14 protein-coding genes and 3 tRNA genes are annotated in these 15,935 nt (G+C 53.3%); 1 reads left to right on the top strand and 16 read right to left on the bottom strand.

What is annotated here, in order from left to right:
- Nucleotide 1: 1 nt before the first annotated feature.
- From nuoE to ABIE64_RS13200, 6 genes are all read right to left on the bottom strand, one after another.
- A complete protein-coding gene (gene nuoE / locus ABIE64_RS13225) occupies nt 2-664 on the bottom strand; it encodes an NADH-quinone oxidoreductase subunit NuoE (RefSeq protein WP_051682327.1) in 663 nt (220 codons plus the stop codon).
- Nucleotides 661-1,839, bottom strand: a complete 1,179-nt coding sequence (locus ABIE64_RS13220) for an NADH-quinone oxidoreductase subunit D (protein ID WP_354377680.1) — start codon at nt 1,837-1,839, stop codon at nt 661-663. Before ABIE64_RS13220 ends, nuoE begins: the two co-directional genes overlap by 4 nt.
- A complete protein-coding gene (locus ABIE64_RS13215) occupies nt 1,839-2,468 on the bottom strand; it encodes an NADH-quinone oxidoreductase subunit C (protein ID WP_007089408.1) in 630 nt (209 codons plus the stop codon). Before ABIE64_RS13215 ends, ABIE64_RS13220 begins: the two co-directional genes overlap by 1 nt.
- Nucleotides 2,469-2,486: 18 nt before the next feature.
- The gene (locus tag ABIE64_RS13210; RefSeq protein WP_007089407.1) at nt 2,487-3,029 is read right to left on the bottom strand and encodes a NuoB/complex I 20 kDa subunit family protein; all 543 of its coding nucleotides are present in this window, start codon (nt 3,027-3,029) and stop codon (nt 2,487-2,489) included.
- Nucleotides 3,020-3,385 carry an NADH-quinone oxidoreductase subunit A gene (locus ABIE64_RS13205; RefSeq protein WP_007089406.1) on the bottom strand — a complete coding sequence of 122 codons (366 nt, stop codon included), beginning with the start codon at nt 3,383-3,385 and terminating at the stop codon, nt 3,020-3,022. The genes ABIE64_RS13210 and ABIE64_RS13205 overlap by 10 nt, the downstream gene beginning before the upstream one ends.
- A gap of 287 nt (nt 3,386-3,672) precedes the next feature.
- Nucleotides 3,673-3,749: transfer RNA gene (locus ABIE64_RS13200), tRNA-Asp, on the bottom strand.
- Nucleotides 3,750-4,076: 327 nt separating this feature from the next.
- On the opposite strand from ABIE64_RS13200, the gene fliG reads away from it, so the two are divergent.
- Nucleotides 4,077-5,096, top strand: coding sequence for a flagellar motor switch protein FliG (gene fliG, locus ABIE64_RS13195; RefSeq protein WP_063091910.1), 1,020 nt, complete (start codon nt 4,077-4,079; stop codon nt 5,094-5,096).
- Nucleotides 5,097-5,823: 727 nt separating this feature from the next.
- On the opposite strand, the gene ABIE64_RS13190 is transcribed toward fliG, so the two are convergent.
- The 10 genes from ABIE64_RS13190 to ABIE64_RS13145 all read right to left on the bottom strand — a co-directional run bounded on the left by ABIE64_RS13190 (nt 5,824) and on the right by ABIE64_RS13145 (nt 15,556).
- Nucleotides 5,824-6,564 carry a hypothetical protein gene (locus tag ABIE64_RS13190; RefSeq protein WP_354377679.1) on the bottom strand — a complete coding sequence of 247 codons (741 nt, stop codon included), beginning with the start codon at nt 6,562-6,564 and terminating at the stop codon, nt 5,824-5,826.
- A 119-nt stretch (nt 6,565-6,683) separates the two neighbouring features.
- Nucleotides 6,684-6,760, bottom strand: a tRNA-Val gene (locus ABIE64_RS13185).
- Between the two features lie 110 nt (nt 6,761-6,870).
- On the bottom strand, nt 6,871-7,143 hold the full coding sequence (hbs, locus tag ABIE64_RS13180) for a non-specific DNA-binding protein Hbs (protein WP_007089403.1): 273 nt from the start codon (nt 7,141-7,143) through the stop codon (nt 6,871-6,873).
- A 263-nt stretch (nt 7,144-7,406) separates the two neighbouring features.
- Nucleotides 7,407-9,818 (bottom strand): endopeptidase La, encoded by a 2,412-nt coding sequence (lon, locus tag ABIE64_RS13175; protein ID WP_354377678.1) that lies wholly within the window; start codon nt 9,816-9,818, stop codon nt 7,407-7,409.
- Nucleotides 9,819-9,948: 130 nt separating this feature from the next.
- Complete coding sequence (gene clpX, locus ABIE64_RS13170) at nt 9,949-11,214, bottom strand: ATP-dependent Clp protease ATP-binding subunit ClpX (protein ID WP_007089401.1); 1,266 nt, start codon at nt 11,212-11,214, stop codon at nt 9,949-9,951.
- A gap of 303 nt (nt 11,215-11,517) precedes the next feature.
- Nucleotides 11,518-12,147: an ATP-dependent Clp endopeptidase proteolytic subunit ClpP gene (gene clpP, locus ABIE64_RS13165; protein WP_007089400.1), complete on the bottom strand. Its 630-nt coding sequence runs from the start codon at nt 12,145-12,147 to the stop codon at nt 11,518-11,520.
- 46 nt (nt 12,148-12,193) lie between these two features.
- Nucleotides 12,194-13,651, bottom strand: a complete 1,458-nt coding sequence (gene tig, locus ABIE64_RS13160) for a trigger factor (protein ID WP_354377677.1) — start codon at nt 13,649-13,651, stop codon at nt 12,194-12,196.
- A gap of 181 nt (nt 13,652-13,832) precedes the next feature.
- A tRNA-Leu gene (locus ABIE64_RS13155) sits at nt 13,833-13,917 on the bottom strand.
- A gap of 155 nt (nt 13,918-14,072) precedes the next feature.
- A complete protein-coding gene (locus ABIE64_RS13150) occupies nt 14,073-15,209 on the bottom strand; it encodes a tyrosine-type recombinase/integrase (RefSeq protein ID WP_354377676.1) in 1,137 nt (378 codons plus the stop codon).
- The gene (locus ABIE64_RS13145) at nt 15,206-15,556 is read right to left on the bottom strand and encodes a winged helix DNA-binding protein (protein WP_354377675.1); all 351 of its coding nucleotides are present in this window, start codon (nt 15,554-15,556) and stop codon (nt 15,206-15,208) included. Before ABIE64_RS13145 ends, ABIE64_RS13150 begins: the two co-directional genes overlap by 4 nt.
- Nucleotides 15,557-15,935: the final 379 nt, after the last annotated feature.

The raw sequence follows: 15,935 nt of genomic DNA, 5'->3' as shown, positions 1-15,935 counted from the left end.
CTCAGGCCTCCCCTTCGCTTGCATCAGCAGACTGATCGGCAGCGCCGCAGCCACAGAATGCCTTCAGAACCTTGGGTCCACCAATCGGCTCGCAGCCGCGACGACCGATCTGCGGACCGGCTTTCGGCTTTTCACCCTTTTTCAGGGCATCAAGGATCGACTTGGTGCTATCGGCAGTCAGGTCTTCGTAATAATCGTCGTTAATCTGCATCATCGGTGCGTTAACGCACGCACCGAGGCATTCAACCTCGATCAGGGTAAACTGGCCGTCTTCGGTGGTTTCACCGATTCCGATGCCCAGTTCTTTCTTGCAGGTATCGACAACATCGGCCGAACCGCGCAACCAGCACGGCGTCGTGGTGCAGACCTGGATGAAATTCTTACCCACCGGGGCAAGGTTATACATCGTATAGAAGGTCGCCACCTCATAGACGCGAATGGCCGGCATTTCGAGCATGTCGGCAATGTAATCCATTGCAACAGTCGGAACCCAGTTCCCCTCGGTCTGACGCTGTGCCAGATCAAGCAGCGGCATGACCGCGCTCTGCTGGCGGCCTTCCGGATACTTGGCGATAATCTTTTTTGCCCGCTCCATGTTTTCCGGGGAAAACGCAAAGCTGACAGGCTGAAGCTCTCTCGGAGCTGGTCTTCTCAAATGGCTCATCGGTCAATCTCACCGAACACGATATCAAGCGACCCGATATTGGCAACGACGTCGGCCAGCATGTGGCCTTTGGACATGAAGTCGATGCCCTGAAGGTGCGGGAACCCGGGTGCGCGAATTTTGCAGCGATACGGACGGTTCGAGCCATCCGAAATGAGATACACGCCAAACTCGCCCTTCGGGGCCTCGACCGCGGCATAGCATTCGCCAGCCGGAACGTGGAACCCCTCGGTAAAGAGTTTGAAGTGATGGATCAGGGCTTCCATCGAGCGTTTCATTTCTGAACGCGACGGCGGCGCCACTTTATTATTTTCAACGATAACAGCACCATCAGGCATTTCTTTAATGGCCTGCTTCATGATCCGAAGCGACTGGTTCATTTCTTCGAAGCGCACCAGGAAGCGATCATAGCAGTCGCCGTTTTTGCCGATGGGAATATCGAAATCGAAATCTTCGTACGAGTCATAGGGCTGCGATTTCCGCAGATCCCACGCCATCCCCGATGCGCGGATGTTCGGCCCGGTAAAGCCCCAGTCAAGGGCCTCCTCGGGCGAAACGATCCCGATATCAACCGTACGCTGCTTGAAGATACGGTTGCCGGTCAGGATACGGTCGAAATCCTTGACGAATTTCGGGAACTGATCGCACCAGGCATCAATATCGGCCAGCAACCCGGCCGGAAGATCGGCAGCAACGCCGCCCGGACGGAAATAGTTGGCATGAAGACGGGCACCGCACGCACGCTCATAGAATTCCATGAGCTTTTCACGTTCCTCGAAGCCCCACAGCAGCGGGGTCATCGCACCAACGTCAAGCGCAAAGGCGGTCAGGTTCAGAAGATGGTTCAGGATACGACCCATTTCCGCGTACAGGACGCGGATATACTGGGCGCGTTTCGGCACATCGACACCCATCAGCTTCTCGATGGCCAGGCAATAGGCATGTTCCTGGTTCATCGGCGCGACATAGTCGAGACGGTCGAAATACGGCGTCGCCTGAATATAGGTTTTATATTCGATCAGCTTTTCCGTACCGCGGTGCAGAAGGCCGATATGCGGATCGGCGCGTTCGATAACCTCGCCGTCCATTTCAAGAACCAGACGCAGAACGCCGTGCGCCGCAGGGTGCTGCGGGCCGAAGTTCATGGTCATGTTTTTGATTTTCTGTTCCGACATCAGGCCTTGCCCTCCGCCTTTTCATCGCCGGGGAGAACATGCTGGATGCCTTCCCACGGGCTTTCGAAATCAAAGTTACGGAAATCCTGAACCAGTTTCACCGGCTCATAGACAACGCGCTTCTGCTCGTCGTCATAGCGAACCTCGACATAACCGGTCAGCGGGAAATCCTTGCGAAGCGGATGACCTTCGAAACCGTAATCCGTCAGGATACGGCGGGGGTCCGGGTGATTATCAAAGAAAATGCCGAACAGATCCCACGTTTCGCGCTCGAACCAGTTGGCGGCGCTGTAAACGGAAACGGCACTTGGCACCGGGGTTTCTTCGTCGGTGCTGACCTTGACGCGCACACGCAGGTTATGCTTGAGCGACAGCAGGTGATACACGACGTCGAAGCGCTGGGCGCGTTCGGGATAATCAACCCCGCAAATGTCAACAAGCTGCTTGAACAGACAGCCCGCATCATCGCGAAGGAATGTCAGAACTTTAAGAATAGCATCGCGTTTGACCGCGATGGTCAGTTCGCCATAACGGTACTGGGTTTCCAGAACCTTGTCGGCAAACTGGGACACCACTAGATCTTTAAGATCTTTCAGCGCGGCGCTGTTATCGCTGAGCACTTCGCTCATGCAAGCCCCCTATAAGGATCAGCGTGTCAGGACACCGGTACGGCGGATTTTCTTTTGCAACTGCATCACGCCGTAAATCAGCGCTTCGGCTGTCGGCGGGCACCCGGGAACATATACGTCCACCGGCACAACGCGATCACAACCGCGCACCACCGAATAGGAATAGTGATAATACCCACCACCATTCGCGCACGAACCCATCGAAATCACCCAGCGCGGCTCGGCCATCTGGTCGTAAACCTTGCGCAATGCGGGGGCCATTTTGTTGGTCAGCGTCCCGGCAACGATCATCACGTCGGACTGACGCGGGCTCGGACGGAACACAAGACCATAACGGTCAAGGTCGTAACGCGATGCGGCGGCATGCATCATTTCCACAGCACAGCAGGCCAGACCGAACGTCATCGGCCACAGCGAACCGGTGCTCGCCCAGCTTGCCAGCTTGTCGAGATTGGCAAGGACAAAGCCCTTGTCATTCATCTCGTCGAACACGCCTTTAAGCAGGGTATCCTGATCCTGACCGGGTGCCAGGGGTGCGCCTGTATTGGTGCTCACTCCCATTCCAAAGCTCCCTTCTTCCATTCATAGACAAATCCGACCGTCAGCACAGCCAGGAAAATCACCATAGAAAAGAAACCGAAGGTGCCAATGTCACCAAGGGTCACAGCCCACGGGAACAGGAACGCAACTTCGAGATCGAAAATGATGAACAAGATGGCGACCAGATAGAACCTGACGTCAAACTTGATGCGCGCGTCCTCAAACGGCGCAAATCCGCATTCGTATGCGGACAGCTTTTCAACATCAGGAGCCTGCTTGGCCAGAACCAGCGACGCGATGACGATAACCGCCGAGAGACCGACGGCGATCCCGATGAAAATCAGGATCGGAAGATATTCCGAAAGAAGCTCTTGCATCTCTCTGACCTCTCAAGAACAGGCCTCTTTTGACCCGACCAGGTCCCCACCCGGCCTATACCGGCGCACCATAACGTATGCACCGCACAAGTTCCAGCCCCGTAAGCGGTTTTAACACCGCCTAAGGCCGGAAACTTCCTAATCTTTTTGCCATTCCCTGCTCTCCGATATCGGACCGCGCAACGCCATGATCAAGTCCCTTTCCTGCAAAGCAACATCGGCTGTGCAGGAAAAAGCGATCGCGGAAAGGACGAAACGCCCGACGAAAGACAACAGATAGGTGATCATGGCGGGAGCGACGGGACTTGAACCCGCGGCCTCCGGCGTGACAGGCCGGCGCTCTAACCAACTGAGCTACGCCCCCAAATGACCAGCTATTGGCGCGCCTTTGTTAGACCAGCACCTATGCCAAGTCAAGCTGATACCAGCGTTTTCAACCATCTCGTCAATTGCGCCAGAGATCATCACCCTGTGAAACATGTCACAGCCCCCGGATTTTCGACAAATATCGTTTTTCCAATCACTTCCATGCATGGTTTCGCCGGTTACCTTTGCATCCTGTGCACGGGTTTTATAGAATTGTTGATAAATAGAATATATTCTTTGCCGTAGGGACAGGAGCCTGAAGACAGGCATGTTTGCGCAAGCGCACAAACCAGACGAATAAACGCAGTGACGGAGAAGACCACCAGTGGGGCGCGTTAAAGAAGAATACAGGTCGCTGGCCGGGCCGGAAAAAGCCGCGATTCTGATGTTGGCACTTGGTGAAGAACACGCCACCAAAATGTTCAGCATGATGGATGACGAGGAAATCAAAGAGATTTCCCAGACCATGTCGGGCCTTGGCACCATCAGCTCCAATATCGTTGAACGTCTGTTTGTCGAATTCGCCGATCAGCTTTCCTCGACCGGTTCGCTTGTCGGGTCGTTCGATACGACCGAACGCCTGCTGTCCAAAGTCCTGCCCGAAGACCGTGTCAACGGCATCATGGAAGAGATTCGCGGCCCCGCCGGCCGCACCATGTGGGACAAGCTCAACAACGTGAACGAAGCCGTTCTCGCCAACTATCTGAAAAACGAATATCCCCAGACCGTTGGCGTGGTGCTCTCTAAACTGAAATCGTCTCACTCTGCGGCCGTTTTGTCGCTATTGCCGGAAAACTTCTCGATGGAGGTCATCATGCGTATGCTGCGCATGGAGGCCGTCCAGAAAGAGGTCCTCGACAATATCGAGAAAACCCTGCGCACCGAATTCATGTCGAACCTTGCGCGCGGCTCGCGCGGCGACAACCACGAACTGATGGCCGATATCTTCAACAGCCTGGATCGCCAAAGCCAGGATCGCTTCCTCACCGCCCTCGAGGAACGCAACCGCGACTCTGCGGAAAAGATCAAGGCGCTCATGTTCACCTTCGAAGACCTGGCCCGTCTCGACAACAACGGCGTTCAGACGCTGCTGCGTCAGGTCGAAAAAGACAAACTCGCACTGGCCCTCAAAGGCTCGACCGATGCGATGCGCGACCTGTTCTTCAAAAACATGTCCGAACGTGCCGGCAAGATGATGCGCGAAGACATGGATGCACTGGGCCCCGTCCGTCTGTCGGATGTCGAGGAATCCCAGATGATGATCGTCCAGCTCGCCAAGGAACTCGCCGCACAGGGTCAGATCGTCATCACCGAAGGGGGTGGCGAGGACGAAATGGTCTACTGATCTCCGGCATCCGGCCTGAACCGCGAGCCAGATTTTCCCCCGAAACGGGACGGCAGCTTGTCGTCCCTTTTTTTGGCCTTTCTTTTTGCGAATTTGACAAACTACTTCCGTAATGACTTTTGCCATTTTCGGGCTTGCGGCCCCTGTTTCGGATGCCTTGAATGACGGCTGGCATCGCGCCGTGACTTTATCTTCCTCCGCTCACATGACAGTCCAATATACCGCTGCATGAAATCTTCATGCCTGCCGGGTTCGGAACGCGGGTTCAACAGGCATCCCGCCTGCCCCGCGCCTCGGCCAGTGCCCTGACGGCATCACGGCCCTTCGTCATCGACATTCGTGATCATGGCCCTCTTTCCTTTTGGAACAATACATGCGCCGTCCGTTCCGTTTGCACTGCAAACATCCTGTGACGGCGTCATGCCGGAATTGTCTGGGAAATTATTCAGGAGCCTGAAATCCGAAAATTCCGCCCCCTCTCGCCCGCGATGCCGACGCAATTATCAAGTTGATAAAATATCTTTACCACAACAAAAAGAACAAATCAAGAACAAAATTAAGAACGATGACAAAGGCAGGATACAAAGCCATTGTAGTGTGCAGGTGCGATGATCGATTTCTATCAGAAAAACAGGGCCATTGAAAAATGTAGCCACTGCATCCCAGCCGATGAAAATTTTCGACCTTTCGGATCCGATCACCCTGCCTGACACTCTAGTCGGCAACCCTATCCGATGATCACATTCGGCACCGGATCAGTAATCGATCTGATTTCCCAGCGCAGCCTGTTCTGCCCGCCTGTCTCAATGAACTCGGCGGCGTTATGGCTGCGAATGCCGGCCGTGGTGCGCAATTCGATCTTGCCGGTCATCTGGTAGCCCAGTGCGGTCAGACGTTCTTCATACTTATCGGGAACAAAGCCGCCGCGTATTTCAACAGTGTTCGAATCTGCGCGGAAAAACATTTCAAGGATTCGCGAATTGCGCCGGACAAACACAAAGCTTTTATCGCGCATGATGTTGCTGCGCCGTTCATAGACGATATTAAATATCCCCTTGCCCTGATAGGTCAGCTGCTTGACGCCGGAATCGCGTTTCAGGTCGGCCAGAACCTTGGCAACCCGTTCCTCTTCCTCGTCGGCATCAATTTCTTCGTTCAGAAGGGCCTCGGTAATTGTCGGCTGAACCAGAAGCCCGCGATAGCTGAACCGGTAATCGCCATTCTGTTCGACATTAAGATCGATGGTGAAGGCTTCGGGAAGATAACAGCTAACCAGCATCAGGGGCGCTATAATCGCCAACAGAGCCCCACGAGCGATTAATTGGCCCCGATGGGCAGCAACCCTGCGCAACGACGCTACAAGCGCGGAAAACGGGATTTTGGAAATCATGGTCATCGCAGCGTCATCCTGACTTTGGGGAGCTTGATCAAGCTTGCCTGTCAGGCGCAATGGCGTCAACCGTTGCATCACGTTCCGATTCTTCAAAAGGATTCGGGGGTGCACTGCGATAGGACGCTGATTCGCAAAAAGAAAATCGAATTGCACAGAAACGCAAAAAGCCGGCACGAAGCCGACTTTTGCAAGAATGGTGGGTGATGAGAGATTCGAACTCCCGACCCTCTCGGTGTAAACGAGATGCTCTAACCAGCTGAGCTAATCACCCGTATTTTGATGCTCCGTTTTGCGGAAGCGGGCGGAACATAACATGCTTTTTTGAAAAAGCAATGCCGGTGACGCTCGTCACCGGCATTTTTTTTCAGAACATCGTCAAACTTAGTTGACGGCGTCCTTAAGACCCTTGCCAGCCTTGAATTTAGGCTGTTTCGATGCCGGAATGTCGATTTCTTCACCGGTGCGCGGGTTGCGACCTTTTGAAGCAGCGCGAGCAGCGACAGCGAAGGTACCGAAACCGACGAGACGAACTTCGTCACCGCCTTTGAGAGATTCGGTAATGGAATCGAAAACAGCGTCAACGGCTTTAGCAGCGTCTGCTTTGGACAGATCGGCTTTAGCAGCTACACTTCCAACGAGATCGTTTTTATTCACTTCCTGGCCCCCTTATTGGACGTTCGGAGTTATGAGGAAATTTGGTTTGCCCCAAACCTGTTGCATCGGCAGTGTAAGCAGGTAGCCAACATCCCGTCAATGCGACAGTCGCAGTTTTCTGCGGTTTCGAACGTTTTTTTGATTTTTTTCGCCTTTACAGCAACACGGCTGTGGATCATTGCCGATTCTGGGCCAAAGTTATCCACAGAAAAGGGGGGATGACAGCGCCATCCCCCCTTGAATTCAGACCTTTTTGACGTCAATCAGTGCGTGGTAACACCACCGACTTCCGATTCTTCGCCGTCCTTGGTTTTGACAGCGACGTCATCCACTTCTTCTTCCCACTCGATGGGAACCAGCGGATTGACCAGCGCATGGCTGAGAACCTCGTCAACATGGGAAACCGGAATGATTTCCATGCCACGTTTGACGTTGTCCGGAATGTCTTCCAGGTCCTTTTCGTTTTCCTGCGGGATCAGGACGGTTTTGACACCGCCGCGCAATGCCGCAAGAAGCTTTTCTTTCAAACCACCAATCGCAAGCACACGACCGCGAAGCGTGATTTCGCCCGTCATCGCGACATCCCGGCGAACCGGATTGCCCGTCAGAACCGAAACCACCGACGTCACCATGCCAACACCAGCCGACGGACCGTCTTTTGGTGTCGCCCCTTCCGGAACGTGAACGTGAATGTCACGTTTCTGGAACAGGGTCGGCTTGATCCCGAACTGGGTGGCGCGCGACCGGACAAACGAGGTTGCCGCCTGAATCGATTCTGTCATGACTTCACCGAGCTTGCCGGTGGTTTTCATGTTGCCCTTGCCCGGTACGGTGACCGATTCAATCTGCAACAGATCGCCGCCGAATTCGGTATAGGCCAGACCGGTAACAACACCGACCTGATCTTCGCCTTCGGTTTCGCCATAACGGAACTTGCGAATCCCGGCATATTTGCCAAGCGTGCGCGGCGTTACGCGAACGGTTTTCAGGTTCTCAAGCATGATGCGCTTGGTCGCCTTACGGGCAAGCTTTGCCAGCTCACGCTCAAGGCTACGCACACCGGCCTCTCGGGTGTAGTACCGGATCAGATCCCGCAATGCGTCGTCCGAAATGCTCCACTCGCCTTTTCTCAGACCGCTTTCCTTGACCTGTTTCGGGATCAGGTGGCGCTTGGCGATTTCAACCTTTTCATCTTCGGTGTAACCCGAAATCCGGATGATCTCCATACGGTCGAGCAACGGCTGCTGCATGCGCAGGCTGTTGGCAGTCGTCACGAACATCACATCCGAAAGATCGTAATCGACCTCAAGATAGTGGTCGTTAAAGGTCGAATTCTGTTCCGGATCAAGAACTTCAAGCAACGCCGAAGCCGGATCGCCGCGGAAATCCGAACCCATTTTTTCAATCTCGTCGAGAAGGAAAAGCGGGTTGGAATATTTCGCCTTTTTCATGCCCTGGATGATTTTGCCCGGCATGGAACCGATATAGGTCCGGCGATGACCCCGAATTTCAGACTCGTCACGCACCCCGCCAAGCGACATGCGCACGAAGGTACGACCGGTCGCATTGGCAATCGATTTCCCAAGCGAGGTTTTACCAACGCCCGGAGGACCGACAAGGCAGAGAATCGGGCCTTTGACTTTTTTGACGCGCGCCTGAACGGCAAGATATTCAAGGATGTGTTCCTTGACCTTTTCAAGACCGTAATGCTCCTTGTCGAGCACCTTCTTGGCCTTTTTCAGGTCAAGCGAAACCCGCGAACGTTTGTTCCACGGAATAGACACCATCCAGTCAAGGTAGTTGCGCACCACGGTGGCCTCGGCGGACATCGGGCTCATATTGCGCAGTTTCTTAAGCTCGGCCTGGGCTTTTTCCTTGGCTTCCTTCGGCATCTTGGCCTTGTTCAGCTTCTCTTCGATTTCAGAAGCTTCATCCTTGCCATCTTCGCCCTCGCCCAGTTCCTTCTGAATGGCTTTAAGCTGCTCGTTCAGATAGTACTCGCGCTGGGTTTTTTCCATCTGGCGCTTGACGCGGTTGCGGATTTTTTTCTCGACCTGCAAGACGCCGATTTCCGATTCCATGAAACCGAAAATGCGTTCCAGACGATCCCCGACGAGGGTGGTTTCCAGAAGTTCCTGTTTCTCGGAAATCTTGAGCGACAGATGCGACGCCACCGTATCGGCAAGCTTCGCAGGCTCTTCGATCTGATTAACCGATACCAGAACTTCTGGCGGTATCTTCTTGTTCAGCTTGATATACTGTTCGAACTGGGTCACGACGGAACGCGCAAGCGCTTCAAGCTCGCTATCGTCCTCATCCGCTTCCTCACGAACAGCGGCATAAGCCTGGAAAAATTCAGGATTGTCGACGAAACCGGAAATCTCTGCACGCTTGCCACCTTCGACAAGCACTTTGACCGTCCCGTCCGGCAGCTTCAGAAGCTGCAACACGGTTGCGACAGTACCGATTTCGTACAGATCCTTGAACGACGGATCATCAAGACCCGCGTCTTTCTGGGTAACAAGCAGAATCTGCTTGTCTTCGCGCATTACATCTTCAAGTGCGCGCACTGATTTTTCACGCCCGACAAACAGCGGAACAATCATGTGCGGGAACACTACGATGTCGCGCAACGGCAGTACCGGGTAAATTTCGCCACGCGCCAATTCAACCATTATGTTCTATTCCCTATTCTGAGCCAAAACGTTGCTGGGGTCCTGCCATAGGCCCCGCCAGTAACGCGAACATTCAAAAGATAATCTGAAATCCCCGCACCGCAATAGGATGCCGGTGCGGGATCAGAAATCAGGCACTGTGTTCGACACCTTCACGTCGTTCGGCATGGATCAGCAAAGGTTTTGCCTTTCCTTCGACGACATCACGGTTGATCACGATTTCCTCGACGCTTTCAAGGGTCGGCAGATCAAACATGGTATCAAGCAGGATACCTTCCATGATTGACCGCAGGCCACGCGCACCGGTTTTACGCTCGATCGCCTTTTTGGCGATTCCCACCAGCGCATCAGGCTGGAAGGTCAGTTTCACGTCTTCCATATCGAACAGACGCTGATACTGCTTGATAAGCGCGTTTTTCGGCTCGGTCAGAATCTTGACCAGCGCATCCTCGTCGAGGTCTTCAAGCGTTGCCAGAACCGGCAGACGACCGATGAATTCCGGAATAAGGCCGAATTTCAACAGATCCTCAGGCTCGACTTCGCGCAGGACTTCGCCGGTACGACGGTCTTCGGGGCTGCGGACATCCGCACCAAACCCGATCGCACTGCCCTTGCCACGCTGCGAAATCACCTTATCCAGACCAGCGAAGGCACCGCCCACGATGAACAGGATATTGGTGGTGTCGACCTGCAGGAATTCCTGCTGCGGGTGTTTACGGCCACCCTGCGGCGGAACCGATGCAACCGTACCTTCCATGATCTTCAGAAGGGCCTGCTGCACACCCTCGCCCGACACGTCACGCGTGATCGACGGGTTGTCGGACTTGCGCGAAATCTTGTCGACCTCGTCGATATAGACGATGCCACGCTGTGCACGCTCGACATTGTAGTCAGCCGCCTGAAGCAGCTTGAGGATAATATTCTCGACGTCCTCACCGACATAACCTGCTTCGGTAAGGGTCGTGGCATCAGCCATGGTGAAAGGCACATCAAGGATGCGCGCAAGCGTCTGCGCCAGAAGCGTCTTACCACAACCGGTCGGACCGACCAGCATGATGTTCGACTTGGCAAGTTCGATATCCTCGTTCTTGCTGGCATGATGCAGGCGTTTGTAGTGGTTGTGAACCGCGACAGAGAGAACTTTCTTCGCATGGCCCTGACCGATCACATAATCGTCAAGAACCTTGCAAATCTCTTGCGGAGAAGGCACCCCGTCAGCCGATTTGACGAGATGGGTTTTGTGCTCTTCGCGGATGATGTCCATGCAAAGCTCTACGCATTCATCACAGATGAATACGGTTGGACCGGCGATGAGCTTGCGAACCTCGTGCTGGCTCTTTCCACAGAAAGAACAATACAGAGTGTTCTTGGAGTCCCCGCTATTCGATTTGCTCATACAAACCCCAATTACGTTTGACGTTATCTTTTATCGCCATGTTAGCCGGTAAACGATACCGATCTCAACGTTTAATCTGCGCTTATCGGCCATATGGCCACATGTTTGATATGGGAGCGCACCCAAGGATGCGAAACCCCTGTTCATTATCACCTGAACGTTATGGAATTTCGCATGTTCCAAACAATGTCACAGAACCTACTTATACGTCCTGTCTATGACCTGAGGATGAATGTGCGCAAGCCATAAAAAAAACGCCCCGGCAAAACACCGGGGCGTTTTCATCGGATCGTTATGCAACGATCAATCTTTTTTCGCATCAGACTCCGGCTTCGGACGCGACGTTACCACCTCGTCAATCAGGCCGAATTCCTTGGCCTGATCCGGGGTAAGGAAGTTATCACGCTCCATCGCGTCTTCAATCGTCTTGAGATCACGGCCGGTATGTTCGACATAAATCTCGTTAAGACGCTGACGCAATGCCAGAATTTCGCGGGCATGGATTTCGATATCCGATGCCTGCCCCTGGAACCCGCCGGACGGCTGGTGAATCATGACGCGCGCATTCGGCAGGCAGTAACGCTTGCCCTTTGCACCGGCCATCAGCAACAGCGAACCCATGGAAGCCGCCTGCCCCATGCACACCGTGGAAACATCGCAACGGATGTACTGCATGGTGTCATAGATCGCCAGACCCGACGTCACAACCCCGCCCGGGGAGTTGATATAAAGCGAGATATCCTTGTCCGGGTTTTCCGATTCGAGATGCAGCAACTGCGCGCAGATCAGTGACGACATGCCGTCATGGACCTGGCCGTTGATGAAGACGATCCGCTCCTTGAGAAGACGGGAAAAGATGTCATAGGCCCGTTCACCACGACTGGTCTGTTCAACCACCATCGGCACGAGCGAGTTCATCTGTGCTTCAATCATCGACTGCAATCTCCTTGCTGCATCCTAAACCGGTATGTCGGACGGATTACTTCTCTTCCGATTTATCGGCTTTTTTCTTGGCAGCCGGCTTCTTGTCAGCAGATTTCTTGGCCGGAGCCTCTTTGTCTGCATCTTTTTTAGCCGATGCCTTCTTGGCAGCCGATTTCTTCTTCGGAGCTTCGTCTTCCTCTTCCGGTTTCAGAAGATCTTCGACCGAAACGGTCTTGTCTTCTACCTTGGCGAGTTCGACGATGTAATCCACGACCTTGTCTTCATATACAGGGCCCTGAAGCGCCTGCAAGGCCTGGGGGTTATTTTTGTAGAATTCAATAACCTGCTGTTCCTGACCCGGATATTTCTGGGCCTCGGCAACAAGGACCTTGTTCACGTCTTCCTGGGTAACCTGGATTTCGTTTTTACGGCCGACTTCTGCCAGAAGCAGACCAAGAAGAACACGGCGTTCTGCGATTTCGCGGAACTCGTCGGTCAGTTCTTCTTCGGACTTGCCTTTGGTCTCGTCATCTTCCTGACCCGCCTCACGTGCCTGTTTGATCTGGGCAATGATGCCTTCCAGCTCGTTCTCGACCAGACTGGTCGGCAGTTCGAAGCTGTGGTTTTCGGCCAATGCATCAAGCAGCTGGCGTTTCAGTTTCTGACGGGCAACCGATTCGTACTCGCGACCGAAATCCTTGCGGATTGCGTCTTTGAGGGCGTCAAAGCTTTCCTGACCGAGTTTCTTGGCGAGTTCATCGTCAAGAGCAGCCGGTTTCTTTTCCTTGATTTCCTTGACAGTTACGTCGAACTCGGCATCTTTGCCTGCAAGTTCAGCCGCACCATAGGCTTCCGGGAATTTCACTTTGACGACAACTTCGTCACCGGCATTAACGCCGGTCAGCTGGTCTTCGAAACCTTCGATGAACGAACCCGAACCAAGTTCAAGTTCGTAATCTTCGGCTTTACCGCCTTCAAAAGCTTCGCCGCCGATTTTGCCAAGGAAATCGATGACGACAACGTCACCGGCTTTCGACTTGCGCTTGCGTGCGAGCGGCTCGGTGGTGCCCTGCGCTGCTGCAATACGGTCAAGCGTTTCGTTGACCTTCACATCGTCAAGTTCAACGACTTCGCGGGTCAGCTTCAGCTTTTTGAAGTCCATCGGTTCGATGGCCGGAATGACTTCGACAGCAATGGCGAACTCAAGGTCCTTGCCTTCGTCAAACGAGGTCACTTCGATTTTCGGCTGAACGGCTGGACGCAGGTCATTGTCGTTAAGAACCTTGCCGGTGTTTTCGTTTACAGCGGCTTCGAGAACTTCGCCCATGACAGCCTGGCCATAGCGCTGGCGCAGCAGTTTCGCCGGAATCTTGCCCGGACGGAAGCCCGGCAGGCGAACCTGGTCTTTGATCTCGTCGAGTTTGGCGACGACTTTTTCTTCGATCTGAGCGGCGGGCACAACGACTTTGAACTCGCGCGCCAGGCCTTCGTTTTTGGTTTCAGTAACCTGCATAGATAACTCTTTTGCTTGGTTCGAATAATGTCCGTTACGCGACGCAGTCCGGACCTCAGAAAGTCAATATGACTAAACGAATATGCATCCTGGTCTTAATTTATGGTCAGCTTATGGTACGGGCGAAGGGACTCGAACCCCCACGGATTGCTCCACTGGAACCTAAATCCACTTCTAAAGATGGTACGGAAGAAGGGACTCGAACCCCCACGCCTTGCGGCGGCAGGACCTAAACCTGCTGCGTCTACCAATTCCGCCACTTCCGCTTTTGCACCATTAACACCATTTTGCACCCGAATTTCACCTTATTTACTCCTCGGGCACATCCACTGGACAACGCTGGATATTACTACCCTAATTGCCCCGGTAGACGCGGGTGTATAGCCTTTCTGTTTTACGTGGTCAATGCCTTGAGACAGGCTTACTTGTTCGCCTCTATGTTAGCCTGTGTCCGCACATGCAGGCCCATGTTCATTTCAGCAGCGTCTCCTTCGTTGTCCACGATGGATCGAATGCTTTCCATGTCGGTAGGCATCATGTGGGAGTAACGGCGGGTCATCTCTAGGGTCTTATGGCCCATCCAGTATTGCAGCTTAAACAGGTTGCTCTCTTTTCGGGCAATACGACTGGCGCATGTATGACGGCAAACGTAAGGGATAAATTCATCATCCCCTGAGAGGCCCATCAACTCCTTTGCCCTATCCCATGTCCACCTTAACCATGCGTTATCATGAGGGAAGACACGATCATTTGCGCTCAGACTGGCGCACCGCTGCTCAAAGATCGCTAGGACACGCTTGGACATCAACAAGGTTCGGATGGTGCCGTTCTTTGTACCCTTACCGCCCTTCCCTTTGATGGTCACAGCTCTGTCTGCGAAATTAACATCTGAATAGCGTATCGCCCACAACTCGGAGTTACGCACCCCGAGGTCTATCATACATTCGATAGCCTGAGCATGATCTTCTCGCCCGAGCACGTTACGTAGGACATGAAGAAGCTGACGCTCCTCCTCGTAACTCAACTCACGCTCACGGATGTTATTTTCCTCAAACCTTGTCGGGAAATCGGGGACCACAGTTAACCCCCCTTGTTTGAAAGCAAACTTCAGTAATTTCGAGAGTGTCGAGAGCTTCCTGTTGATCGTCGCATTTGATTTGCGAAGCGCGATAAGCGAGCGCACGTAGCCATTGATAGCAGCTTTGTCGATTGCCCCTATCCGTGTGGACATCCCGAAGTGCTTCCCCACGTCCCTTGCCTGCATTAGCAGGTGATCGCGGGATTTAGCACCTCCCCACCCGTCGGGTGATGGATGCTCATAGCACTGTTCCATCGTTTCTACATAGGTCCATGTGCTTGCCACTTGTGGGATGCTTGAAGCCACACTAAGCCCGTCTTCTGAGCCTGTCAGAAGTCTCCGCTTGGCTGCGGCACGGTCCACTTCAGCATCGGCTATCGTTGCCGCTGTACCAGAAAGCCTCTGACCGTTCACCATGAGTGACCAACGGTACGTCTCACCCCTTTGGGTAATACCTTTTGGAAGCTTTTGCTTGGTCATTTAATTTTCCCTCCAGTGTCGTTCAGGATAATCAGGAAGCGGCGAACCATAGCTTCACCAGTGCGTGACAGGACCACTATGTTACGTCGCCAATCGTTCGGATCACTTGCAGTTTTGATGAAACCCAAACCCGGCTTTCCGTGCCTATCCGTGTCGCTCAAAGCTTGGATATGCCGGGAAGCTGAGGATTTAGATAGCTTGAGCTTCTTTTCGATGTCTGCATAGGTCACCGGCTCCTTGCTCGTAGCGATCATTACAAGGATCGAGATGCGGACAGCAGGTATCTCGGTGGATAGCTTCCGCATCTCCTCCAAGGCATTCAAAAAGTTCTCCAAAGTCTGGTTCATGATTTACTTCCCTTTCTTCTTTTAGTCGGCACCAAGAAGTCAGAATGAACCGCCACCGCCCCCAAAGTATTTCAACCTCGCCGGGGTGCAATTCATGGTCGTATTTCAACCATTTAGCATGTACGGATCGTTCTGCATAGATGGAACCGAGACGTGGGATTTCAAGATAGTGATACTTCATTCAAAACTCGCGTTATTCATGCACAAAAACATAAGAAGTGCTCGCTACCCGTTTTTCAGGTTTCTTTATGCGGACCTTCATATGCAGTTAATGTGTCGTTAACAACTACACGTAGGGAGTGGTGTTTTTGCTCGTTCTACCGCGAGGTTATTCTTTTTATTAATACGGGAGTTCTTCCGTTACACCTTGGATTGTTTT

The sequence above is a fragment of the Thalassospira sp. MBR-102 genome (genome assembly GCF_040549275.1).
Taxonomy (GTDB): domain Bacteria; phylum Pseudomonadota; class Alphaproteobacteria; order Rhodospirillales; family Thalassospiraceae; genus Thalassospira; species Thalassospira xiamenensis.
The sequence above is the reverse complement of the archived record's forward strand: the minus strand, read 5'-3'. Positions and strand labels throughout refer to the sequence as shown.